General features: G+C 74.4%; 23 protein-coding genes and 1 pseudogene. 13 read left to right on the top strand and 11 right to left on the bottom strand.

Annotation, left to right across the window (positions count from 1 at the left end; genetic code table 11):
- Positions 1-10 precede the first annotated feature (10 nt).
- The 6 genes from AC2A1K_RS21200 to AC2A1K_RS21225 form a co-directional block, all read right to left on the bottom strand.
- The gene (locus AC2A1K_RS21200) at positions 11-892 is read right to left on the bottom strand and encodes an NAD-dependent protein deacetylase (RefSeq protein WP_483898307.1); all 882 of its coding nucleotides are present in this window, start codon (positions 890-892) and stop codon (positions 11-13) included.
- Positions 893-1,032: 140 nt separating this feature from the next.
- Entirely contained in the window at positions 1,033-2,451 is a 1,419-nt protein-coding gene (locus tag AC2A1K_RS21205) for a metallopeptidase TldD-related protein (RefSeq protein WP_483898308.1), read from the bottom strand.
- On the bottom strand, positions 2,448-3,965 hold the full coding sequence (locus tag AC2A1K_RS21210) for a TldD/PmbA family protein (protein ID WP_483898309.1): 1,518 nt from the start codon (positions 3,963-3,965) through the stop codon (positions 2,448-2,450). Before AC2A1K_RS21210 ends, AC2A1K_RS21205 begins: the two co-directional genes overlap by 4 nt.
- Positions 3,966-4,006: 41 nt before the next feature.
- Positions 4,007-4,375, bottom strand: a complete 369-nt coding sequence (locus tag AC2A1K_RS21215; protein WP_483898310.1) for a DUF6802 family protein — start codon at positions 4,373-4,375, stop codon at positions 4,007-4,009.
- A gap of 10 nt (positions 4,376-4,385) precedes the next feature.
- Complete coding sequence (locus AC2A1K_RS21220; RefSeq protein ID WP_483898311.1) at positions 4,386-6,059, bottom strand: hypothetical protein; 1,674 nt, start codon at positions 6,057-6,059, stop codon at positions 4,386-4,388.
- Positions 6,056-7,483, bottom strand: a complete 1,428-nt coding sequence (locus AC2A1K_RS21225; protein ID WP_483898312.1) for a dynamin family protein — start codon at positions 7,481-7,483, stop codon at positions 6,056-6,058. The genes AC2A1K_RS21220 and AC2A1K_RS21225 overlap by 4 nt, the downstream gene beginning before the upstream one ends.
- A 123-nt stretch (positions 7,484-7,606) precedes the next feature.
- Between AC2A1K_RS21225 and AC2A1K_RS21230 the strand changes: the two genes are divergently transcribed.
- The 5 genes from AC2A1K_RS21230 (at position 7,607) to AC2A1K_RS21250 (ending at position 11,444) form a co-directional block, all read left to right on the top strand.
- Entirely contained in the window at positions 7,607-8,053 is a 447-nt protein-coding gene (locus AC2A1K_RS21230; RefSeq protein WP_483898313.1) for a hypothetical protein, read from the top strand.
- A 116-nt stretch (positions 8,054-8,169) separates the two neighbouring features.
- On the top strand, positions 8,170-8,445 hold the full coding sequence (locus tag AC2A1K_RS21235) for a hypothetical protein (protein WP_483898314.1): 276 nt from the start codon (positions 8,170-8,172) through the stop codon (positions 8,443-8,445).
- Positions 8,446-8,619: 174 nt separating this feature from the next.
- Positions 8,620-9,306: a tRNA (guanosine(46)-N7)-methyltransferase TrmB gene (gene trmB, locus AC2A1K_RS21240; RefSeq protein WP_483898328.1), complete on the top strand. Its 687-nt coding sequence runs from the start codon at positions 8,620-8,622 to the stop codon at positions 9,304-9,306.
- A gap of 41 nt (positions 9,307-9,347) precedes the next feature.
- Complete coding sequence (locus tag AC2A1K_RS21245; RefSeq protein ID WP_483898315.1) at positions 9,348-10,055, top strand: NYN domain-containing protein; 708 nt, start codon at positions 9,348-9,350, stop codon at positions 10,053-10,055.
- A 123-nt stretch (positions 10,056-10,178) separates the two neighbouring features.
- Positions 10,179-11,444 (top strand): amidohydrolase family protein, encoded by a 1,266-nt coding sequence (locus AC2A1K_RS21250; RefSeq protein WP_483898329.1) that lies wholly within the window; start codon positions 10,179-10,181, stop codon positions 11,442-11,444.
- A gap of 5 nt (positions 11,445-11,449) precedes the next feature.
- Here the strand turns inward: AC2A1K_RS21250 and AC2A1K_RS21255 are convergent, their stop codons facing one another.
- Complete coding sequence (locus tag AC2A1K_RS21255) at positions 11,450-12,811, bottom strand: MFS transporter (protein ID WP_483898316.1); 1,362 nt, start codon at positions 12,809-12,811, stop codon at positions 11,450-11,452.
- A gap of 47 nt (positions 12,812-12,858) precedes the next feature.
- Positions 12,859-13,323: a MarR family winged helix-turn-helix transcriptional regulator gene (locus tag AC2A1K_RS21260; RefSeq protein WP_483898317.1), complete on the bottom strand. Its 465-nt coding sequence runs from the start codon at positions 13,321-13,323 to the stop codon at positions 12,859-12,861.
- Positions 13,324-13,415: 92 nt separating this feature from the next.
- Here AC2A1K_RS21260 and AC2A1K_RS21265 point away from each other — a divergent pair, with 92 nt between their 5' ends.
- Positions 13,416-15,320 (top strand): propionyl-CoA synthetase, encoded by a 1,905-nt coding sequence (locus tag AC2A1K_RS21265; RefSeq protein ID WP_483898318.1) that lies wholly within the window; start codon positions 13,416-13,418, stop codon positions 15,318-15,320.
- 130 nt (positions 15,321-15,450) lie between these two features.
- Positions 15,451-15,603 carry a hypothetical protein gene (locus tag AC2A1K_RS21270; RefSeq protein WP_483898319.1) on the top strand — a complete coding sequence of 51 codons (153 nt, stop codon included), beginning with the start codon at positions 15,451-15,453 and terminating at the stop codon, positions 15,601-15,603.
- A 39-nt stretch (positions 15,604-15,642) separates the two neighbouring features.
- Here the strand turns inward: AC2A1K_RS21270 and AC2A1K_RS21275 are convergent, their stop codons facing one another.
- Positions 15,643-16,389 (bottom strand): transglycosylase SLT domain-containing protein, encoded by a 747-nt coding sequence (locus AC2A1K_RS21275; RefSeq protein ID WP_483898320.1) that lies wholly within the window; start codon positions 16,387-16,389, stop codon positions 15,643-15,645.
- Between the two features lie 488 nt (positions 16,390-16,877).
- A complete protein-coding gene (locus AC2A1K_RS21280; protein WP_483898321.1) occupies positions 16,878-17,813 on the bottom strand; it encodes an alpha/beta hydrolase in 936 nt (311 codons plus the stop codon).
- A gap of 280 nt (positions 17,814-18,093) precedes the next feature.
- On the opposite strand from AC2A1K_RS21280, the pseudogene AC2A1K_RS21285 reads away from it, so the two are divergent.
- The 5 genes and pseudogenes from AC2A1K_RS21285 (at position 18,094) to AC2A1K_RS21305 (ending at position 21,421) form a co-directional block, all read left to right on the top strand.
- A pseudogene (locus AC2A1K_RS21285) lies at positions 18,094-19,168 on the top strand (IS110 family RNA-guided transposase).
- Positions 19,169-19,182: 14 nt separating this feature from the next.
- Entirely contained in the window at positions 19,183-20,061 is an 879-nt protein-coding gene (locus tag AC2A1K_RS21290; RefSeq protein WP_483898322.1) for an aminoglycoside phosphotransferase family protein, read from the top strand.
- An 81-nt stretch (positions 20,062-20,142) separates the two neighbouring features.
- Complete coding sequence (locus AC2A1K_RS21295) at positions 20,143-20,502, top strand: ArsR/SmtB family transcription factor (protein ID WP_483898330.1); 360 nt, start codon at positions 20,143-20,145, stop codon at positions 20,500-20,502.
- Positions 20,502-20,981, top strand: coding sequence for an SRPBCC family protein (locus AC2A1K_RS21300; protein ID WP_483898323.1), 480 nt, complete (start codon positions 20,502-20,504; stop codon positions 20,979-20,981). The genes AC2A1K_RS21295 and AC2A1K_RS21300 overlap by 1 nt, the downstream gene beginning before the upstream one ends.
- Positions 20,982-21,028: 47 nt before the next feature.
- Complete coding sequence (locus tag AC2A1K_RS21305; RefSeq protein WP_483898324.1) at positions 21,029-21,421, top strand: DUF6841 family protein; 393 nt, start codon at positions 21,029-21,031, stop codon at positions 21,419-21,421.
- Here AC2A1K_RS21305 and AC2A1K_RS21310 read toward each other — a convergent pair whose 3' ends face one another.
- Positions 21,422-21,928: a GNAT family N-acetyltransferase gene (locus AC2A1K_RS21310; RefSeq protein WP_483898325.1), complete on the bottom strand. Its 507-nt coding sequence runs from the start codon at positions 21,926-21,928 to the stop codon at positions 21,422-21,424.
- A 648-nt stretch (positions 21,929-22,576) separates the two neighbouring features.
- Here AC2A1K_RS21310 and AC2A1K_RS21315 point away from each other — a divergent pair.
- Positions 22,577-23,167, top strand: coding sequence for a dihydrofolate reductase family protein (locus AC2A1K_RS21315; RefSeq protein ID WP_483898326.1), 591 nt, complete (start codon positions 22,577-22,579; stop codon positions 23,165-23,167).
- Positions 23,168-23,458: the final 291 nt, after the last annotated feature.

Raw genomic sequence — 23,458 nt, forward strand, 5'->3', positions numbered from 1 at the left:
GCTGAACGATTCAGGCCCGATCGGGCAAACGGAGGGTGTCCAACGTCGCGGGGAGCACCTCGCCCAGCGCACCCGTCAACCGGACGCTCGCCACACCGTCCGCGCGGCTCGGACCGCTGGTCACGACCGCGACCGGCAGTCCCCGGCGCGTGGCGGCGTGGACGAACCGCAGCCCGGACATGACGGTCAGCGACGATCCGAGGACCACGAGTGATCGTGCCCGGTCCACGAGCGAGAAGCAGTGGTCGACACGCGGCCGTGGAACTGACTCACCGAAGAAGACCACGTCCGGCTTCAACGGACCGTCACCACAGGCCGGGCACGCGGTCATCGTGAAGCGGTCGAGCTCGTGGTCGGGGAGCTCGGCGTCGCCGTCGGGGTTGATGGCGACGGCACGGGCGTCGAAGCCGGGGTTCAGGGCGGTCAGGCGCTGCTGGATGTCGGTCCGGGTGGGCGTCGCGCGGCAGCCCAGGCAGACGACGCGATCGAGCGCTCCGTGCAGCTCGACGACGTCCCGCGCGCCCGCGCCCTGGTGCAGCCCGTCGACGTTCTGCGTGATCACACCGCTCACGAGGCCAGCGCGCTGGAGGGCCGCGACGGCCCGGTGCCCGGCGTTCGGGCGGGCCGCGGCCATCTGCGGCCAGCCGACGTGGCTGCGCGCCCAGTACCGGTGGCGCGCGACGGGGTCGCCGGCGAACGCCTCGTAGGTCATGGGGGCGTGGCGCCGCGCCGCGCTCGTCGGGCCGCGGTAGTCGGGGATGCCGGAGTCGGTGGAGATCCCGGCGCCGGTGAGCACCAGGGCACCGCCCTCGCCGAGCAGCGTCGCGAACTCGGGGACGTCGCCGCGGACCGGGACGTCGGCCTCCCACCCCTCCTGCGGCGCGGTACTCATGGTCGAGCTCGACTTCCCTACCGGCGTGCGGTGTTGGACGTCTCCCCCGGAGCGCATCGACGACCGGACCACGCTCCCCATGATGCGCCTCCCATGTGAGCACTTTCCGGGGCTATAGGCCCGGAAAGTGCTCACATAGCTCAGCGGCCGGGGGACACCGAGGTCATGTGGTAGTCGGGGACGCGCAGCGGGGGCATGGCGGCGCGGGTGAACCAGTCCTTCCACTCGCGCGGCAGCGTGCGCTCGGTGGTGCCGGCCTTGGTGGCGCGGCGCAGGAGGTCGAGCGGGGACTCGTTGAAGCGGAAGTTGTTGACCTCGCCCACGATCTCGCCGCGCTCCACCAGGTAGACGCCGTCGCGGGTCAGACCCGTGAGCAGCAGCGTCGACGGGTCGACCTCGCGGATGTACCAGAGGCAGGTCAGCAGCAGGCCGCGCTCGGTCGACGCCACCATCTCCTCGAGCGTCGCGTCCTCGCCCCCGGTGAGCACCAGGTTGTCGGTGGGCGCGGCGAACTCCGCGTCGTACTCGGTCGCGGCCGCCCGCGGGTAGGCGAGCGTGGCCACCGTCCCGTCGCGCACCCACTCGACCCGCCCGGTGGTGGCCCCGTTGTCGAACACCGAGACCTCGTCCCCGGAGTACGTCGTCGCGAGCACCGGGGTGTAGGTGAGGTCGGGGAAGCCGGGGGCGGCCGGGTCGCCGGCGAGGGTCAGCGGCAGAGGGCCGAGGCGCTCGCCGACACGGGTGCCGCCGGCGCGGGAGAACGCCGAGCGGCCCTCCTGCGCGGGGCGCCCGCCCATCGACCAGGCCATGTAGATCATCAGGTCGGACACCGCGGACGGCGGCAGGATCGTCTCGTACCGGCCCGCGGGCAGGTCGATCCGCCGCCGGCCCCACGGCAGCCGGTCGCGCAGCCGCCCGACCAGCGCGGTGACGTCGACGTCGGCGACGTCGGTGGCGCCCTCGCCGCCCCACACCGACGTGCCGGTCGCGGGGTCCTTGAGGTTCAGCTCGACCGCCCCTCCGGGCTCGACCCAGCGCCGCCGCACCCCGGCCGAGGTGCCCAGCCAGGTGGTGGTGACCCGGTGGTCGGCGAACCCGAACGACGCCTCCCCGGGGCGGAACGACGCGCCGAGCTCCTCGGCGAGCCGGCCGAACACGGCCATCGAGGTCGCGCCGGCGTCGTCGTCCCAGTCGCCCGGGCCGCCGTCCGTGGAGGTCGGCAGCGGGGCGGCGTCGCGCGCGGGCCCCGCACGGCGGGCCGCCTGGACCGCGCCCGCCACCGCCTCGGCGATCACCGCGTCGCCCTCGGGCCCGGCCGCGAGCGCGGTGGGCGCGGGGACGGTGGCGACGCCGGCGCCGCTTCCGCCGTCCAGCGGCACGAGCATGATCACCGAGAGCCGGCGGTCGACCGTGTGGCCGTTGGTGGTGAGAGTGGAGTTCGCCCAGCGCACGACGGCCTCGGACGCCTCGCGGACCATCGCGACCGCGCCCGCGTCGGGCGCTTGCCGCGCGGCGACCGCCAGCGTGCGCTCCACGAGCGCCGACCCGGGCGCGTTCACGACGAGCTCCCCGTGTTGAGGACGTCGACCTGCCGGAACAGGGCCGAGGGGCACCCGTGGCTGACGGGCGCGACCTGGCCGGGCTGGGCCTTGCCGCAGTTGAACGCCCCGCCGAGACGCCACGTCGAATGCCCGCCGACCGCCTCGAGCGAGCCCCAGAAGTCGGTGGTCGTCGCCTGGTAGCCGACGTCGCGGACCTGCCCGACCAGCTTGCCGCCGCGGATGCGGTGGAACCGCTGCCCGGTGAACTGGAAGTTGTAGCGCTGCATGTCGATCGACCAGGAGCGGTCACCCACGACGTAGATGCCGTCCTCCACCCCGTCGATGAGCGCCGCGGTGGACCGGTCGGCGTCCGGGTCGGCGCGCAGCGACACGTTCGCCATCCGCTGCAGCGGCACGTGCTCGGCGGAGTCCGCGTACGCGCAGCCGTTGGAGCGGTCCAGCCCCAGGCGCGGCGCGAACGAGCGATCGACCTGGTAGCCGACGAGCACGCCGTCGCGGACGAGGTCGAACTCCTGGGTGGCGACGCCGTCGTCGTCGTAGCCCACGCTCGCCAGCCCGTGCGGCACGGTCCGGTCGCCGGTGACGGTGAGGACGTCGCTGCCGTAGCGCAGCGTCCCGAGCTGGTCGGGGGTCGCGAAGCTCGTGCCGGCGTAGGCGGCCTCGTAGCCGATCGCCCGGTCGTACTCGGTGGCGTGCCCGATCGACTCGTGGATGACGAGCCAGAGGTTGGTCGGGTCGATGACGAGGTCGGTCGGGCCCGCCTCGACCGTGGGTGCCGCCACCTTCTCGGCGAGCAGGCCCGGAAGCTCGGCGAGCTCGGCATCCCAGTCCCAGCCCGTGCCGACCAGGTACTCCCAGCCGCGGCCGGCCGGCGGTGCGAGCGTCCGCAGCGTCTCGAAGCCGCCGCCCGCCCGATCGACGGTGGTGATCGTGACGTCGGGGTCGACGCGGACCCGCTGCTGCGTCGTGGTCGTGCCGGCGAGGTCGGCGTAGAAGGTCTGTTCCTTGACCTGCACGCAGCTCGCGGCGACGTGGTCGACACCGGGCGCGGCGAGCAGCGCGGCCGACCGCTCGGTGAGCAGGCCGATCTTCTCGGCGACGTCCACCGCCCACGGGTCGACGTCGTAGGGCGAGACCCAGGTGACGCCGGCGTGGACCGGCTCGTCGGCGAGGGCCACCCGCTCCGTGGCGAGCGCGGCGAGGGTGCCGGAGACCTCGAGGGCCCGGCGCGCGGTGGCCGCGGCGGTCTCGGGCGTGAGGTCGACGTGCGCCGCGAACCCCCACACGCCGTCGCGCAGCACCCGCACCGCGAGGCCGACGGTCTCCTGGTCGGCGGCGACCACGACCCGACCGTCGCGCAGCTCGAGGTGCTGGCTGCGCAGGCGGTGCACGCGCAGGTCGGCGTGCTGGGCCCCGCCGCGGCGGGCGGCGTCGAGGGCGGCGTCGGCGAGCGCGGCCCGGGGCAGGGCGACGAAGTCCGCGTCCACGGCGTGCGTCACGGGGCTGACCACGAGCGCCGAACCTACCTGCGCGCGCTCTCCGACCGGCGCATTCAGCCGCCGCGGACCCACCGCCCGGTGGCGGGGTCGATGGTCGGCGCCGGCGGGACGGGGCCCTCGTCCCAGCCGTCGAGCTCCTCGGTGGTCTCCTCGGTGGTCTCCTCGGTGGTCTCCTCGGTGGTCGCCTCGGTGGTCGCCTCGGTGGTCGCCGAGCCGTCGCCGTGCACGCGGGTCAGCACGTCGACCCGCGCGTCGCCGTCGAGGTCGGTGCCCAGGACCAGCGCGTCGGGCTCGGAGGCCACGGCGGTGTCGGGGCGACCGTCGGCGTCGCTGTCGACGGTGGCCGGGCCGAGCACGCGGGCGCCGGCGACCAGCAGCTCGTCGGGCAGGGGATCGATGTGGATGTCGGGCACGTCGACCATGCCCCGGAGGTTAGGTCGCGGCGGCCGGCCGTGGGGGCGGTTCGGGGACTTCCACGGCGACCTCCACTCTGTCCCGCAGCGCCGCGAGCCGGCGCAGCAGCGTCTCCGCCCGGTCGCGGCCCTCGCGGGCCTCGGTGGCGGTGCGCGCCGCCGCCCGGTCGGCTTCGGCCCGGTCGGCGCCCGCGTGGCGCACGGCGGCGAGCGCGTCGTCCAGGTCGCGCGCCCGGTCCTCGAGCGCGGCGTCGAGGGCGAGCGTCACCTCCCGTTCGGTGGCGATCAGCGCGTCGGCCAGCACACGCTCGAGGTCGCCGCGTACCTCGGCGAGCGCCTCGACCGACCACTGCCGCAGGTGTGCCCGGTCGGCGGCCAGGCGGCGGGCCCGCGCCACCCAGCCCGCCGCGCCCAGCCCGAGCCCCACGGACACGGGCACGAGCGCGACGCCGAGCGCGGCCGGCGCGATCGGCACCGCCAGCAGCGGCAGCAGCGCGAGCCGGGACAGGCCCAGCCCGCCCGACGCGCCGGCGACCACGAGCAGCCGGTCCTCGGCCGGCCGGGTGCGCGGGGCCGGCACGAGCGCGGGCTCGCCGAGGTCCGCGACGCGCAGCGCCGGCAGCTCGCCGGCGGGCACGAGGTCGGCGAGCGTCGCGGTGACCAGGGACTGCAGCCGCGTCCCGAGCCCGGCGACGACCGCCGCCGCCAGCGTCTCGACCTCCCCGGCCAGCTGCCGGGGGATCGCCGCGAGCCCGGCGCGGTCGGCGTCGTCGATCCGGGCGCGCACCGCGACGCCGAGCGCCCGTATGCGCGCGGCCAGGTCGTCGGTCGCGGCGACCCGCGCGGCCGCGAGGTCCGCGCGCCAGCGGGTGTGGTGGTCGCGGCGCAGGGCGGAGCGCGCGGTGAGCAGCTCGTCGCGCCGGCGGGCGAGTTCCCCGCCGGCCGGTGTGCGCAGCGCCGCGCGGGTCGCCTCGGCGCGGGCCGCGACCCCGTCCAGCGCGCCCGCGAGCAGGCGCAGCGCGTTGGCCTCGGCGAGCATCCGGCGCCGCCGCGCGACGAGCCGGTGCAGCTCGCGCTGCAGGGCGGCGAGGCCGGAGCGCCGGCGCAGGGCCCCGGCGGCCGCGTCGTCGGTACGGAAGGCCCGCTGCGCCAAGGCGGCCGCGACCGGGAACCACGGCGCGTCCGCGAGCCGCGGCACGTGCCCGGCCACGAGCGCCCGGTCGGCCTCGAGGACGGTGCGCCAGCCCCGGTGCGCCTCGGTGCGCGTCAGCGCGAAGACCACGGTGTCGACGCGGTCGGCGGCGCGGGCCAGCGCGTCGAGCTCCTCGGCCCCGAGCGGTGCGGCGGCGTCGGCGAGCACCAGGGCCGCCGTCGCCCCGTCCACCGGCCACGTCCCGGGGTCGGCCGGGCGCGGCGGCACCACGAGGTCGAGCTCCTCGAGCAGGGGCACGCCGACGCGCTCGTACGTCGAGCGGACCGCCCCGTCGGCGTCGCGCTCGGGCACCCCGTCGAGCCCGAGCAGGGCGGCCAGCAGCTCGCCGCGCCCGCGCCCCGGGGCGCCGACGAGCACCACGGTCGGCCGCGCCGGGGGCGGGGGTGCGGTGGCCCGGGCGGCGGAGCCCGGGTCGAGGCGGGCGAGCAGCGTGGTCAGCGCCTCGCGGGTCCGTGCCACCTCGGCCGGGACGTCGCTCACGCCGTCAGCTCCCGCCACAGGCGCACGTAGGCGCGGTGCACGACGTGCGCGAGGTCGGCGATGCGCCGCGGCGACCCCCACGACCCGTAGGCCTGCCACCAGGCGGCGCGGCGGGACGCGTGGCCTGCGAGCTCCACGGGGTGCGCGCCCGGGCGGCCCAGGCGGGCGTCGGGCGGGCCGGGTACGGCGAGCCGGTCGACCTCGTCCTGCAGCTCGGCGGGCAGGCCGAGCGCGCCGGCCCGCAGGCGGGCGCGTGCGGCGAGCAGAGCCCGGTCGGCGAAGGCCTCCCGGCGCCCGAGCGAGCCCGCGGCGTCCGCGATCCGCGTGCCCTCGGCGGGCGGGATGCCCTCGGCCGCCTCCGCGCGCGCCCGCAGGTCGCCGAGCGCCTGGAGATCGCGCAGCCCCGCCGAGGCGGCGTGCAGGTCGGTGCGGGCGCGCACCTCGTCGTGGAGCCGCCCGACCAGCGTCGCGAGCCCGGACGCGGCGAGCAGCGTGTCGCAGAGCTCGCCGACCCCGGCCGAGGCGTCGGCCCGCAGCAGGGCGAGCCCGAGCGCGAGGCCCCGCAGATCGAGCAGCTCGAGCAGCCGGACCCGCGCGTCGACCGGCAGCGGCAGCTCCGCGGCGGTGAAGAGCTCGGCGTCGAGCAGCGCGACCTCGAGCACCGCGGGGTCGGAGCCGGCGAGCAGCCGCAGCGCGCCGACGTCCTCGGTGCGCAGCGCGCCCGTCACGGCGGTCTCGGCGAGCAGGCCGATCACCGGCGTCACCGGGCCCACCCGGTCGCCGAGGCGCCGCCCGAGGTCGACGGCCAACTCGCGCCCGTCGTCGGGACCCACCGTGTCGGCGCGCCCGAGCACCGCGACGACCCCGGCCGGCCCGTGCGTGGCGGGGCCGGGCAAGACGTCGAGGTCGCCGGCGTGCGCCGTCGCGGGCAGCACGACGAGCGCGGCGTCCGCGTGCGCGGCGCCCGTGGGCCCGGCGGGCCGCCGCGCCGAGCCGGTGCCCGGGGTGTCGATCACGGTGAGCCCGTCGAGGGCGGCGCTCGTGAGAGTGACCACCAGGTGGTCGACGTCCTCGGGTCGCACGCCCAGCCGGTCGCCGACCGCGGCCGGCACCCGGCCCCCGGCGGCGAGCGGCAGCGGCCGGTGGGTGCCGTCGACGAGGACGACGTCGAGCCGGTCGGCGGGGCCGCGCACGTAGTGGGCGGTCAGGCCGGTGCACTCGCCGGCGCCGGTCGGCGCGACACGGCGCCCGACCAGGGCGTTGACCAGCGTGGACTTCCCCGAGGAGACCGGTCCGGCCACGACGAGCGAGGGCGTCGCGAGCATGCGCTCCGCGATCGCCTCGACCTCGTCGGCCGTGGGCAGCGACACCCGCGGGGCCAGCGCGCGGCATGTCGCGACGACAGCGCTGCGCAGAGGGCCCACAGTCGTCGCAGAGTAGGCGCCCGAACGGCTCCACAGGGCCGGGTTGAGCAGGTCGGCAGGGTTTCGCGTGATCGCCCGTCAGGGGAGACTGCTCACGAACCGTCACCCGGGAGGGGAACGCTCGTGCTCGACACCGGCACGTACTTGGCGATCGTCGTCATCGGCGCGATCCTCACCCTGGTCGTGGGCCAGATCCTGATGCGCTCGGGCATCGGCTTCCTGCGCGACGTCTTCGACTCCGAAGAGGTCGCCGTCTCGACGAACCGCCTCCTCGGCGTGCTGTTCCACCTCATCGCGCTGGGCTTCCTCGCGCTGATCTCGACGTTCCGCCCGTTCGACGTCCAGGGCACCGTGCAGATCGTCGTCACCCAGCTCGGCGGCGTGATGCTCGTGCTCGGCATCCTCCACGGCCTCACGCTGCTGCTGCTCGCGCGCGTGCGCAGCCGCCGGCACAGCGAGTCGCTCGAGACGCAGATGACCGCCAAGTACGAGGACGCCAAGCGCGCCCGGCAGGCACCGCGTCAGCAGGTGATCGAGGGCGGCCCCCCGTCCGGCGGAACATCGCACTGACCACGCGGTCGACCCGGGCCGTCCGAGCACGTCCGATCGCCCGACCGGGGGATCCTCGCCGGCATTGCTAACCCGCTCCGAGACCGCGGCGATGTGCAGGTGTGACCCTCGTCCCGTTGACCCGTCGCCCGGCGCGTGCCGCGGCGGAGCCGCTGACGCTGCCGATGCCCCGGCTCACCGACGTCGTGCACGCCGTGACCGCGACGTACGGCTCGCGAGGGTGGACGCTGCGGTTCGGCTCGTCGGGCCAGCACGTCGTCGTCGACCGGCTCGCCGACGCCCACGCCGCCGCGCGCCGCCTCGTCGGCGCGACGCTCGGCATCCCCGCGGTCGCCGTCCGCATCCGGATCACCCCCGACCGGGCCACGCTCACGCCGCTGCGTCGCTCCTGAGCCGGCCCGGAGACGGAGCGCCGCGGAGCTCGACCCCGGGCGAGCGCCCCCGCCCGGATCCCGTGTGAAGATCGGGGGGTGGTGGGGCCCGAGCACGACACGCTGCCGACGTCCGGTGACGGTGACGACGTCCGCCGGCGCTCCGTGCTGAGCTTCACCGACCGCGGCGGGCGGATGACCACCGGTCAGCAGCGCGCCTGGGACCGGCTCTGGCCCCGCTACGGTGCGATCGCCCCCGGCTTCGGCCGTGACGGTGCGGGACCGCCCCCGCCGGTACGCGACGGACGGCTCGACGCGACGGCGTGGTTCGGGCGCGATGCGCCGCTGCGTCTCGAGGTCGGCTCCGGGATGGGCGAGACGACCGCGGCGCTGGCGGCCGCGGAGCCCGACGCGAACCACGTCGCCGTCGAGGTCTACCCGCCCGGTCTCGCGCAGCTGCTCATGCGGGTCGAGGACCGGGGTCTGGAGAACCTCCGGCTCCTGCGCGGTGACGCCGTCGTGGTGCTCGAGGAGCTCGTGGCCCCCGACTCGCTCGCCGGCCTGCGCGTCTACTACCCCGACCCGTGGCCCAAGCGCCGCCACCACAAGCGCCGGATCGTCCAGCCTGCCACCGTCGCGCTCATGGCCTCGCGGCTCGCGCCCGGGGCGATGCTGCACCTCGCCACCGACATCGCCGACTACGCCGACCGGATGCTCGAGGTCACCGACGCCGAGCCGCTCCTCGCGAACCCCCACGTCGGCTTCGCGCCCCGCCCGGGGTGGCGGCCGCGCACCAAGTTCGAGTCCCGCGCCGAGCAGGAGGGACGCCCCAGCCGCGATCTCCTGCTGGTGCGTCGCGCCTCTGGGGGAGGCGCGTCCTGAGCACGCGTCGCATCCGGCGGCGGGCGGTTAGAGTCGGCCCCGTGTCCCCCTCGCCCGCCGACCTGGCCACCCCGCCCGCCCCGCTGGCCGGCGGCGAGGTCGGCGAGGTGACGAGCACCGAGCAGGGGACGCCGGAGGCCGAGCAGGAGACCACGCCGAGCCGCACCCTGCTCGTCTGGGACGCCCCCAACATCGACATGAGCCTCGGCTCGCTGCTCGGCACGCGCCCGACGTCGGCGTTCCGCCCGCGGTTCGACGCGGTGGGGCGCTGGTTGCTCTCCGAGGCCGGGCCGGAGGGGCTCGCCGAGGCGACGGTGTTCACCAACGTCGTCCCCGGCTCCACCGAGATCGTCCGGCCGTGGGTCGAGGCGCTGCGCAACGTCGGGTTCGCGGTGTTCGCCAAGCCGAAGGTCGCCGACGACTCCGATGTCGACGAGGACATGCTCGCCCACATCGAGCTGCGCCGGGCCGAGGGCGGCCTGTCCCACGTCGTCGTGGCCTCGGGCGACGGGCGAGCGTTCCGCGAGCCGCTCGAGGAGCTCGTCGCGACGGGCGTCACGGTCACCGTCATCGGCTTCCGTGAGTACGCCGCCTTCGCCGTGGCGTCGGACATCGTCGAGTTCCTCGACCTCGAGGACATCGAGGGCGTCTTCCGCGAGCCGCTCCCGCGCGTCAGCCTCGACACGCTGCCCGACGCCGGTGCCTGGCTGCCGCCGCTGCGCTCGTTGCGCTCGCTGCTGGAGCGCTAGCCGGCGTGACGTGGCGGTGGTCGTCGGCGCTGCCCCGGACGAGGCCCGCCGGGTGTGAGACTGGGCCGCGTGAGCACCGCGCGCCGCCTGCACGCACCGATCGTCCTGCCCTGCGACGAGGCCATGAGCGTCCTGCGCGACGCGGTGGTCGACGTCGACGAGGACGGGCGCATCGCCCACGTGGGTCCGGCGGCCGCGGCGCCGGCGTCCGACGCGCCGATCACCCGCGTCACCGGGCTGCTGATGCCGGGGCTGGTCAACGCCCACGCGCACACCCCGCTGACCGTGCTGCGCGGCAAGGGCGGTGACCTGCCCCTGATGCGCTGGCTCACCGAGGTCGTCTGGCCCGCGGAGGCGAAGCTGGGGCCCGCGGACGTGCGCGACGGGATGCTCGCGGGCACGGCGGAGATGCTGCGCGGCGGCGTCACGACGTCGGCGGAGATGTACTTCCAGAGCGAGAACGTGGTCGACGCGGTGCTCGAGATCGGGTCCCGCGTGGTGCTGACCCCGGGGATCATCACCGCGCCCGGCATGGAGCGTCTCGGCACCTGGCAGCAGATGCGCGACGCGATCACACGGTGGATCGACGCGGACGGGCTGCGGTTCGGGCCGGGTGAGCGCATCGAGCTGGGCTACGGCCCGCACTCCGCGTACACGCTGCCCACCGAGGCGATCGTGAGCACGGCCGCGCTGGCAAAGGAGCGCGGCGCGCTGATGCACCTGCACGTCGCGGAGGCGCCCGGCGAGGACGACGCGGTGCGCGCGGAGTACGGCTCGGTGCCCGCGATGATGGAGGCGACGGGCTCGCTGGGCGGACGGGTGCTCGCCGCGCACGCCATCCAGCTCTCCGACGACGACGTCGCGATCCTCGCCCGCCACGACGTCGCCGTGGCCCACTGCCCGGGGTCGAACGCGAAGCTCGCGGCGGGTGTCGCGCGGCTGTCGGATCTGCGCGCGGCGGGCGTCCGCACGGGTCTGGGCACCGACTCGCCGGCCTCCAACGACGATCTCGACCTGTGGGAGGAGCAGCGCCTCGCCTCGCTGTTCGCCCGCCAGCGCGGGGCCGACGCGACGGCGCTGACCGCCGCGGGAGCGCTCGCCATGGCCACCCGCGAGGGCGCCCGCGCGCTGGGTCGCGACGACCTCGGCGTCCTCGCGCCGGGCGCCTGGGCCGACATGGCGCACGTGCGCGTCGACGACGCCGCCTTCGTCGACCCGGAGGACGACGACCAGCTCATCTCGAACCTCGTGTGGGCCAGCGGCTCGCGGGGCGTGCGCGACGTGTGGGTGGCCGGTGAGCCGGTGCTCACCGACGGGGCCCCGGCGCGCGTCGACCCCGGCGACGTGCTCGCCGGGGCCCGCCGCGTGGCCGCCAAGGTGCGCGCCTGACCGGTCTACGTGAGCGGATCCCCCGGCTGGGGCCGGGACCGTCGCTCACGTGGGAGGGCGAGGGCCGCGACGAGGGCGGAGGCGAGGACGAGGACGCCGGCGACGAGGTAGGCGGCGCGGAAACCGCCGGCCGCCGCGACCGCCGCCAGCACCGCGATGCCGATCGCGCCGCCCACCTGCTGGCCCGTGTTCGCCAGGCCCGAGGCCAGGCCGGCGATCTCGGTATCGGCGTCGCTCATGACCACCGACGTCACCGAGGGCATGACCAGCCCGGCGCCGACGCCGAGCAGCACCAGCGCCGGCAGGAGGTCGGTCCCGTAGTCGGTCCCGGGCGCGAGCACGAGCACCGCGAAGCCCGCGAGCAGCAGCCCGAGCCCGGCGAGCAGCACCCGGCGCGCCGTGAACCGGGCGACCAGCGGCCCCGCGAACCGCAGCGCCACCACCCCGATGACCGCCGCGACCGGCAGCATCGCCAGCCCGGTCGCTCCCGGCGAGTAGCCGAGCACCTGCTGCAGGAACAGTGCGGTGGCGAACTGGAAGCCCATCATCGCGGCCACCGTGAGCACCTGGGCGAGGTTGCCGAACGACACCGACCGCGAGCGCAGGACCGCGGGCGGCACGAGCGGCGCCGCCGCCCGGGCCTGGCGCCAGGCGAAGCCCGCGAGCAGCACGACCGCGAGCAGGCCGGCCGCCCACTGCGTCTCGACGATCGCGAACACCAGCGTCGCGAGCCCCGGCGTGACCAGGGTGGCCCCGAGGAGGTCGGGCTTCCCACCCCCGGCCCGACGGCCGTCCGGCGCCAGGATCAACAACGCCAGCACCGCCGCCACGACCCCGATCGGCACGTTGACCAGGAAGATCGCGCGCCAGCCGATCGCCTCGGTGAGCACGCCGCCCAGCAGCAGACCGAGCGAGGCCCCGGCCGCGCCCACGAAGGCGTAGACACCCAGCGCCCGCGCGCGGGACGCGTCGTCGTCGAACAGCGACACCACCATCCCGAGCACCACCGACGACGCCAGCGCCGCGGCCACGCCCTGCACGGCCCGGGCGGCGACCAGCATCGCCGGGCCGGACGCCAGCCCGCACGCCAGCGACGCGAGCGTGAACAGGACGAGCCCGGCGACGAGCATCCGGCGCCGCCCCACGAGGTCGCCGAGCCGTCCGGCGAGCAGGAGCAGCCCGCCCAGCGGGACGAGGTAGGCGTTGACGGTCCACGACAGCCCGGTGGCGGAGAAACCCAGGTCGTCGCGGAGCGCGGGCAGGGCGACGCTGACGATCGTCCCGTCCAAGATGATCATGAGCATCGACGTGCTGAGAACCGCGAGCGCGGCCCACGGGGACGCGGCGCGGCGGTCGGCGAGCAGCATGGTCCGACCGTAGCAGAACGTCTAGTTCAGAACTATCCTGATTGGACTCATCCCGTGCGGGACGATCGGCGGGGCGGGCGGGTGGCGGCGTCCCCGGACAGCGGCCCCTCCACGAGCCGGGTCAGCCCCTCGACCACGGCATCGCGGTCCGCTCCGAGCACGCCGAGCACCTCGTCGTAGAGGTCCTGGATCACGGTGGCGGCGCGTCCGACCAGCGCCTCGCCCTCGGCCGTGGTCTCCACCAGCCGGGCGCGCCGGTCGCTCGGCGACGCGACGCGGCGCGCGAGCCCCGCGCGCTCGAGCCCGTCGAGCGTCGTGACCATCGTGGTCTTGTCGAGCAGGGCCTCCTCCGCGAGCTGGCCCTGGGTCCGCCCACCGGGCGACGCGTTGTCGAGCACGCAGTACTGCCGCGCGGTGAGGCCGAGGTCGGCGAGGGCGGCGGTCATCCGCGCCGCGAGCGTCTCGCTCGCCTTGTCGAGGAGGAAGCTCAGGTCGGGGGTCACGCGCGCCATGTCGTCAGCGTACGGAACCTTCCGCAACGGGACGATCTGTGCGTCCGGTCGGACGGTGCGCGGGGTCCGAGCGCGTGGTTAGTGTCCGGGCCATGAGTGGCGAGTACCGGCCAGGACCGTATGCAACCGCCTACGACCGCAGCATGAACGACCCCGACGGCTTCTGGCGCGAGGCCGCCGGTCTGATCGACTGGTACCGCGAGCCCGACACGATCGTGGACGCGTCGGCGCTGCCGTTCTCGACGTGGTTCGCCGGTGGCGAGCTGAACACCTGCCACAACGCGCTCGACCGCCACGTCGAGGCCGGTCGCGGCGACCAGGTCGCGCTGATCCACGACTCGCCCGTCACCGACGACCGCCAGCGCTTCACCTACCGCGAGCTGCGCGACCGCGTCGCCGCGTTCGCCGGGGTCCTGCGCGCGCACGGCGTCGGCAAGGGTGACCGCGTGATCATCTACATGCCGATGATCCCCGAGGCGGCCGTGGCGATGCTCGCCTGCGCGCGGCTCGGCGCGATCCACTCGGTGGTCTTCGGCGGGTTCGCCGCGCGCGAGCTCGCCGTGCGCATCGACGACGCCACGCCGTCGGCGATCGTCAGCGCCTCCTGCGGCATCGAGGGCACGCGGATCATCGAGTACAAGCCGCTGCTCGACAAGGCCATCGACCTGGCCTCGCACGACCCGGGCCCCTCGATCGTGTTCCAGCGCCCGCAGTACACCGCCGAGATGGGCGAGCGCGACGTCGACTGGGCGCAGGCCGTGCAGGACGCCGAGCCCGCCGAGTGCGTGCCGGTCGCGGCCACCGACCCGCTCTACGTCCTCTACACCTCGGGCACCACCGGCAAGCCCAAGGGCGTCCAGCGCGACAACGGCGGCCACGCGGTGGCCCTGCGCTGGTCGATGGAGAACATCTACGACGTCGGGCCCGGCGAGGTCATGTTCACCGCCTCCGACGTCGGCTGGGTCGTCGGGCACTCCTACATCGTCTACGCGCCCCTGCTCACCGGGGCGACGACCGTGCTCTACGAGGGCAAGCCCATCGGCACGCCGGACGCCGGCCAGTTCTGGCGCGTGATCCAGGAGCACGGGGTCAAGGCCCTGTTCACCGCGCCGACCGCGTTCCGCGGCATCAAGAAGGAGGACCCGGACGCGGTCCTGCTGCGCGACTACGACATCTCCAGCCTCGAGACCCTCTTCCTCGCCGGCGAGCGCCTCGACCCCGAGACCTGGACGTGGGCGTCGGAGACGCTCGGCGTGCCGGTGGTCGACCACTGGTGGCAGACCGAGACGGGCTGGCCGATCGCGGCGAACCTGCGCGGGCTCGAGCCGATGGAGCTCAAGGCCGGCTCGCCGTCGGTGGTCGTGCCCGGCTACCAGGTGGAGATCCTCGATGTCGACGGCACCGTGCTGCCGCGCGGCGAGGAGGGCGCGATCACGATCAAGCTCCCGCTGCCCCCGGGCTGCCTGCAGACGCTGTGGCAGGACGACGAGCGCTTCCGCGAGTCGTACATGTCGCGCTACGAGGGCTACTACCTCACCGGCGACGGCGGCTACCTCGACGAGGACGGCTACCTCTACGTCATGGGCCGCACCGACGACGTCATCAACGTCGCCGGCCACCGCCTGTCGACCGGCTCGATGGAGGAGGTGCTCTCGGGCCATCAGGACGTCGCCGAGTGCGCCGTCATCGGCGTCCACGACGCGATGAAGGGCCAGGTCCCGCGCGGGTTCGTCGTCCTCAAGGCGGGCGTCGAGCGCGACGAGGCCGAGCTCGCCGCCGAGCTCGTGGCGATGGTGCGCGACGAGGTCGGCGCCGTCGCGTCGTTCAAGAACGTCGCCGTCGTGCCGGCGCTGCCCAAGACCCGCTCGGGCAAGGTGCTGCGCAAGACCATGCGCGGCATCGCCGACGGCAGGGACGAGGCGGTGCCGTCGACGATCGACGACGCCTCCGTGCTCGACACCCTGCGCCCGGTCCTGCAGAAGGGCCCGGGCGCCTGATCAGAGCAGGGTGAGGACGGCGATCCGGTGGCCGTTCGCACCCGGGACGAGCTGGTCGCAGAAGCGCTCCGCCGGCCCGTGGCCGTGGTCTCAGGTGACGTCGGCCCAGACGCCGACCGGCCCCTCACCCATGATCGTGATCGTGGGGTCGGCGGCGCCGGTGCCCTCGTACTTCGCCCGCTACGCCGAGGCCCTGCCGGCCCGCGACGAGCACGCCGTCGCAGACCTCGACGCCGGGCCCGCGCCGCGCCCGCGCCGGTCACCGGCCAGGTTCGTTCGCTGATGCCTCCGGCTTACCCCGGGGGCGGGGCGGAACGCTCGCTCAGTCGGCGCGGCCCAGGCCGTCGTCCGGGATGGCCGCGCCGCCGTAGCCGATGTAGTTGCCCGACGAGTTGCGCAGGCCACCGGCCTCGACGTCGTCGATGCTGTGGTTGGCGATCATCGTGCGGACGCCCGCGGTGATGTTGGCGACCGGGTCGAAGATCCCGCGGTCCGCGAGCTCGGGCAGCACGGCGTTGCGGAACGTCGTGTCGATGAGCTGCATGAGCCCCTTCGACGGCGTGCCGGCCGAGGCGTTGGAGTCCCAGTCGTTGACGGCGTTCGCGCGGCCCGTGGACTCCCGCATGATGATCTTCTTGACGCCCGGTGCCAGGCGCTGCGGCAGGCCCATGAGCCCGAGCGCCTTGGCGATCTGGCCGTCGAGCGTGCGCTCGTTGCCGGCCTCGTAGGGCGTCCCGAACTCCAGCGGGCCGTTCTCGCGGGTGACGCTCATCGACTTGATGAGCGAGGACACGTCGTTCTCGTCCCCGGCGCTGGGCTCGTCGGAGTCCGACGAGGAGTCGGAGTCCGACGAGGAGATCGTGGACGCCGGCATCGCGATCGGGCTGACCGAGGACACGCCGCCGGCGGCGTGGCGGGCGGGCGCCACCGCGGGCGCGGCCTGGTGCTGCGCGGCGAGGGCGAGCGAGGCGGTCGCGGGGTCGGGTGCGGCGGGGGCCTCGGCGTCGGCCGTGTGCGTGTCGAGCGTCTGGATCGCCGGGAGGACGGCACCGGCGGCGACGGCGGCCACGAGGATCGAGCCGGTCGTGGACGAGGAACGGGAGGAGCGCGTTGTGCGAGGTGCGGTCCGGGTACTGCTGAGGGAGAACGGAACGGTGTCGGGGTCACCCACTCCGTGTCGGCTCACGACCGACACCTCCTCGTCGTCGGGAACAGATGGCCCGGCGGTACGAGGGGGAGCCGTCGCCGTGACCATTCCGTGATCGGACGGGTGGAAACATAGCGGCACTGTCGAGGTGCGTGGCGAGCCCTCCCCGTGCTGGAGTCCCTCGACGAGGGCGATGTCGCGTATCCGTCGCGGCGAGAGGTCCGCCGGGCGGCCCGAGGTTGCCGATGCGTGTCCGTGCATGCCCGCGGGCGGACGTCCGGGCACGTCGAACGGTCGTGCGGGCAACAGGCGGTCGGGTCGTCCGGCCCGTTCCGCGGCCGTGCGGTGTCGGGAACCCTTCGGCGCACGGGGCGGTCGTCCGTCGGGCCGCGCGCGTCGCGGCCCTCAGCTCAGGCGGCGAGGAGCTCGGCCAGCGCGTCGAGGGCGCGATCCCCTTCGGCGCGGGCGGCGGCCGACGCCGCGGCCAGGCCGAAGTAGCCGTGCACGAGGCTCGCCCCGTCGAGGCGCCGGACGGCGACGCCGGCGCCCTCGAGCGCGTCGGCGTAGGCGCGGCCCTCGTCGCGCAGCGGGTCGAGCTCGGCGGTCGCGACGACGGCGGCGGCGACGCCGTCGAGGCCGTCCGGGTCGCTCAGCGGCGCGAGCGCGGGGTCGTCACCCGGACCCGGCTCCGGTACGTAGTGACCCCAGAACCACTCGAGGTCGGCGCGGGTGAGGAACGGTCCCCGCGCGTTCCCGCCGATCGACGGCGAGCTCATCGCCGGGTCGAGCCCGGGGTAGAGAAGCAGCTGGGCGTCGACCCGCGGGCCCCAGTCGCGCGCCAGGAGGGCCGCACCGGCGGCGAGCCCGGCGCCGGCGCTGTCGCCGCCGACGACGAGTCGGTCCGACGGCCGCTGCGTCGCCGCCCACCGCAGCGCCGTGTGCGCGTCGGTGACGGGCGCGGGGTGCGGGTGCTCCGGGGCGAGTCGGTAGTCGACGGAGACCACCGTGGCCCCGAGGTGCGTGCACACCCGCCGCGCCGCGCCGTCGGCCGTGTCGAGGTCGCCGAGCACCCAGCCGCCGCCGTGCAGCCAGACCACGGTGATCGCCCGCTGCTCGCCCGGCGGCTCGTAGATCCGCACGGCGACGTCGGCGTCCTGACCGGGCACGACGTCGTCGGACACCGACCCGACCGCTGCGGCCTCGCCCCGCCGGATCAGCGCCAGCTCGCGGTAGTTCCGCCGCGCCTCGGCCACGTCGTCGCGCCGCAGCGGCAACCAGCCGTCGGTCTCGAGCCGGGTGATCGCGGCGGCGAGCTCGGGGTCGATCGTGGACGCACCGTCGGTCATGGTCGGCATCCTCGGCCCTCGCCGGGCCGTCCGCTCGTTAGCGTGCGGTCAGTGTCAGGGTCAGCTCGCCGCTGTTGCGGTGGTTGGGAACCTGGCCGCTGATGATCTGGCTCGTAGCGTGCGTGCCGTCCTGGTGGGCTGGCGATCATGGGCTGTGCCGATCATCAGCGGCTGGGACCGACCGGCGTGACTTGATAGGAGCGTGGCTGCGCCCCCACTGAGGTGTGTCCGCCGGCCGGCCCAGCTGTGTCCCTCACGGCTGAAGAGAGGAGACCTCTCGATGGTGCTCATGGTCGGGGTCGATGTCCATGAGGACACCCACACCGCGGTGGCGGTCGACAAGGTCGGGCGCGAACTGGCTTCGCGCACGGTGAAGGCGACTGACGCCGGTCACCGCGCGCTGGTGGCCTGGGCTCGTGGTCAGGCGGGTGACTGCTGCGGTGGGCTGCGGTGGGCTGCGGTGGGCGGTCGAGAACTGCCGGCATGTCTCGACCCGCCTGGAACGCGCGCTGCTCGCGGCGGGCCAGCAGGTGCTGCGGGTGCCGCCGAAGCTGATGGCCGGCGCCCGACACAGCGCCCGGTCCCGCGGCAAGTCCGACCCGATCGACGCGCTGGCGATCGCGCGGGCTGCGCTGCGCGAGCCCGACCTGCCCGTCGCCGAGCACGACCAGGCGTCACGGGAACTCAAGTTGCTGGTCGATCACCGCGAGGACCTGGTGGCCGAGCGCACCCGGATGACCAACCGGCTGCGCTGGCACCTCCACGAGCTCGACCCCGAGATCGACCCGCCGGCACGCAGCCTGGACCAGCCCAGCCGGCTTGAGGTGTTGGCGACCCGGCTGGCCGAGCAGCACACCGGGATGGTGGCCCGCCTTGCCGGTGAGCTCGTCACCGATATTCACCGCGCCACCGGCCGAATCCGGGCGCTCGAGCGCGAGATCACCACCCTGACCCGGCAGGCCGCCCCGCAGCTACTCGATCTGCCCGGCTGCGGTGCCCTGACTGCCGCGAAGATCGTCGGAGAGACCGCCCGCCCGGGCCGGTTCCGTTCCGAGGCCTGCTTCGCCATGCACGCCGGCGCCGCCCCCATCCCCGCCTCGTCGGGCCGCAGCGACCGACACCGACTCGCCCGTGGCGGCAACCGGCAGCTCAACGCTGCCCTGCACCGAATCGCGCTCACCCAGACCCGGCTGCCCGAAAGCCCTGGGCGGGCCTACTACCAGCGACGACGCGCCGGAGGCGACACCACCATGGAAGCGCTGCGGGCCCTGAAACGGCGCCTCGCGCGCGTCGTGTTCACCCTCCTCCAGCCCCCGACCGCCACCGCGGCTGCCCCGCAGCCAGCGGCGGCTTGACATAGGAGCAACCCATGACGTCGACCCCGGCCGCCCGCCGTGCGGCCCGTTCGCAGGCGGCACGGGACGCCGCCCTGGCCGCTGCCCGCCGCTTCGACCTCCCCGCGGACGACCCGGTCCTGCTCGGCGACGTGTTCTCGGTGGTGCTGCACCTGCGCCCCGCCCCGGTGGTCGTCCGCGTCCCCACCTGGACCACCGACCTGCGTGAACCGGCCTCCCGCATCACGACCGATCTCGCGGTCGGGGGCTGGCTGCACGGCCACGGCCTCCCGTTGGCCCCACCCAGCGCAGAGGTCCCGCCGGGCCCGCACGTCCAGGACGGCCACCACCTCAGCTTCTGGACGTGGGTGGAGCCGGACCCCGCCGCCGACCCCGTCCCGCCGACCGAGCAGGCGCGGCTGCTGCGCGAGCTGCACGAGGGCTTCGCGGCCTTCCCCGACCCGCTGCCGGGACTCGAGCCGGTCGCGGAGGACATCGTCGCCGGGCTCGCCGCGCTGCCCCGTCACCCCGGGGTGCTCTCGGCCGACGAGGAGGCCCGCCTGCGCGACGCCGCGGACGAGCTGCTGCCGGAGGCGCGACGGCCCTCGGCGCCGGTGCAGCCGCTGCACGGCGATGTGAACCCCGGCAACCTCGTCGTCGGTGCGGGCGGCCCGGTGTGGATCGACTTCGAGGAGGCCTGCCGGGGTCCGGTCGGCTGGGACCTCGGGATGTTCGGGTGGGACGCGGACGCGCGCGCGGCGGTCGCCACGGGCTACGGCGACGTCCCGGCGTTCGCGACGTTCGCCCGGCTGCGCGCCCTCCACCTCACGGCCTTCCTGCTGGCGCTGCGCGATGACTTCGGCGACACGGAATCGTGGGACCCGTCGATCCGCTGGTCCTTCTCCCACGTCTGAGGTCAACCCAGGGATTGAACACGCGCGTGGTCGGCGCTATGGTCTTCTTCAACCGCAAGGTTGAACAAGGAGTGAGTGAGCGTGGACGACCAGCTCTCCCGGGTGTTCTCGGCCCTCGCCGATCCCATCCGGCGCGACATGGTGGCGCGCCTGGCCGATGCCGACGCCGGCGTCAACGAGCTCGCCGAGCCGTACGACGTCAGCGTCCAGGCCGTGTCCAAGCACCTCAAGGTGCTGGAGGAGGCCGGGCTCGTCACCCGCACGCGCGAAGCGCAACGCCGGCCGGTCCACCTCGAGGCGCAGGTCTTCGACCTGATGACCAAGTGGATCGAGCGCTACCGGCGCCAGGCCGAGGAGCGCTATCGCCGTCTCGACGACGTGCTCGCCGAGATGGACTCCGACGCAGCAGCCCCGACCGACCGAGAACGAGGAGCATCCTGATGAGCACCACCACCCGTGAGACGACCATCACCGCCGACCCCGCGACCCCGACCGTCCTCATCACCCGCGAGTTCGACGCGCCCGTCGCCAACGTCTTCCGTGCCCACGTCGAGCCCGACCTGGTCAAGCAATGGCTCGGCCCGCGCAACCTGACGATGGAGATCGACCGTTTCGAGGTCGTGACCGGCGGCTCGTACCGCTACACCCACCGCGACGACGACGGCGAGTACACGTTCTTCGGCTCGTTCCACGAGGTCCGGACGAACGAGCGCATCGTCCAGACCTTCACCTTCGAGGGCTTCCCCGATTCCGTGACCCTGGAGACGATGACCTTCGTCGACCTCGGTGACGGGCGGACCCGCCTCGAGGGCAGGTCGCTGTTCGAGTCGGTCGACGCCCGGGACGCGATGATCGCGAGCGGCATGGAGATCGGCGTGAAGGAGGGCTACGAGCAGCTCGACGAGCTGCTGGCCGAGTAGCCGTGCCGAGCGCTCGCCGCCGGGGCGACGAGGCAGGATGCGGGTCCGTGGACACCAACGACGTCACCACGTGGTTCGCGGCCTATCTGGACTGCTTCGTCGCCCTCGGCCGCGGCGACCGCGACGACGTCGAGGCGATCCTCGACTACTACGGCGTGCCGATGCTGCTCAGCGCCCCGGGCGCGACCGGCTGGCTGCACGAGACCGACCAGGTCGTCGGCGTCATCCGCGGCCAGATCGAGGGCCTGCGCCACGCCGGGTTCGACAGCACCGTCGTCGAAGACGCCGAGACGGTGATGCTCAACGACAGCTGCGCCCGCCACGAGGGACGCTTCCTGCGCCTCACCGCCGACGCGAGCGTGATCGCCGACTTCCGCGGCAGCTACCTGATCGCCGACGGCCCCGCCGGGCCACGGATCGCCGCGCTGATCGTGGGCTGATCAGAGCTGCTCGAACGGGGCCGCGTAGCGGAACGGCCCTCGCGGAGCGTCCCGCGTGAGCGCGCGGGCCTGGAAGTACGCACCCCACGTCGGGTCGGGAGCGGCCACGCCGCGGTCGGCGGCCGGGCCGAACCCGAAGCGCCCGTAGAACGCGGGCTCGCCCAGCAGGACGACGAGGTTCTCGTCGCTGGCCTCCGCCGCCCCGAGCAGCGTGTGCATCAGCGCGGTCCCGACGCCGCGGCCCTGCCGGTCGGGGCGGACGGCGACCGGACCGATCCCCAGCGACGGCAGCGCGCCGACCTGCGCGCGGGTGGCGACGACGTGGCCGACGACCTCACCCTCGTCGTCGGCCACGAGCGAGAAGCGCGGAATCCACCCCACGTCCTGCCGGAGGCGGTCGAGCAGACCGACCTCGACGGGGACCATGCCGTCGCCCGCGTCGAACGCGGCGGCCACCACCGAGCGCACCGCCGGGAGATCCTCGGGCCGCTCGCGTCGCACGATCACGCGAGCAGCGTGGCGGCGGCACGGGAACCGCGCAACGAGGTTGCGGGAACGACGACGGCCCGCCTCGAGTGACCGGTGAGCGGGCCGCTGACCTGCAAGAACAAGGTTGGAGCGAGTGACGGGAATCGAACCCGCGTTCTCAGCTTGGGAACACCCTTGCCGTGCCGATGGACCAGGGCGAGTGGGCTGCCCGCTGGTGCTGTCGTTGACCGTGAGGGACCGGTCCGTATGGCCCGCCCGTGGCCCGACCTCACACCTCCCCCGTTCCCTCGTCCTGGCCGCCCATCTCGTCGCGGTGGCGGGGTCCAGGGTGGGCGCAGCCCACCGCGTCAGCGACGCCGGAGGCGCCCTGGACGTCAACGCCGCGGCGTGAACACTGACCGGCCGAGGGAGCGAAGCACTCACCGCGCCGACCTCGAAGAGGTCGTAGATCTTGCGGTCGTCGTGGGCGACCTGCGACTCCACGCGCCCGTAGCCCTCGAACCAGGACCGGAGCTGCCCGACGCTTCTCAGCTGCGCTCGGCCTTCCCCGCCCTCTGACGGCCTGCTGACGGCCTGGAGGCGAACAAAGAGTATGGCTGCGCGCCTACTTGGTCCTGATATAGGACTAGCGTCTCACTCATCACTCCAGCCGGGAAGCAGGCCCTCATGACGAAGGTGACAGCGAGCATCAGCATGTCCCTGGATGGCTACATCACAGCACCGGACCCTGGCCCAGGGCGCGGGCTCGGTGTGGGCGGGGACGTCCTGCATCACTGGTTCAGCGAGGCCGCGGCTCCGGATCGCGCAGAGATCACGAGGGACGCGGTCCTGGCCGAACAGTTCGATGCCATGGGCGCAATGATCACCGGTCGTGACGGCTACGAGCACGCCGAGGGAGCGTGGGGCAGCGAACCGCCCTTCGGCGTCCCCGTCTTCGTGCTGACTCACCGTGAGCGCCAGGACGATGTCCGGGTGGGTACCACGTTCCACTTCGTCGTTGCCGGGTTCGATGCGGCGCTCGGCCGTGCCTGTGCAGCGGCTGGAGAGAAGAACGTCTCGCTGCATGGCGCCTCGCCGATTCAGCAAGCGATCCGGGCCGGTGTCCTCGACGAGCTGCAGATTCACATGGTTCCCGTGCCTCTCGGCGCGGGTCGCCGCCTACTTGAGAATCTCGGAGACACGCAGGTGCGACTGGAGCCCATCCGGGTTGTCGAAGCGACAGCCGTCACGCACCTGAAGTACCGCGTGTGCCGGTAGACCTCGCGTCATCGGTTTCGTCTCTTGGCGCAGCCGGCCTGGCCCCGGCCCGCCGGAGCGGAGCGGGAGGCCAGGGCCGAAGGGCCGTGGCCGGCGCGGCGCCGGAGGCGCCGCCTTGACTGATGAGAGGTCTATTCGGCAATGCGGGCCAGTGAAAGTTGTCCTGTCTCGGGACATGCTTGACGCCGTGTTCTCAGGACATGTTTGACACCGGCCGTGATCGGCTTCGTTGTGCTCCCGTCGTTGGCGGGATGCGCGGGAGGCCGGATTGGCCCTGGTGGACATGTCGGT

This window comes from Actinomycetospora sp. 2LY8.5 (assembly GCF_057180585.1).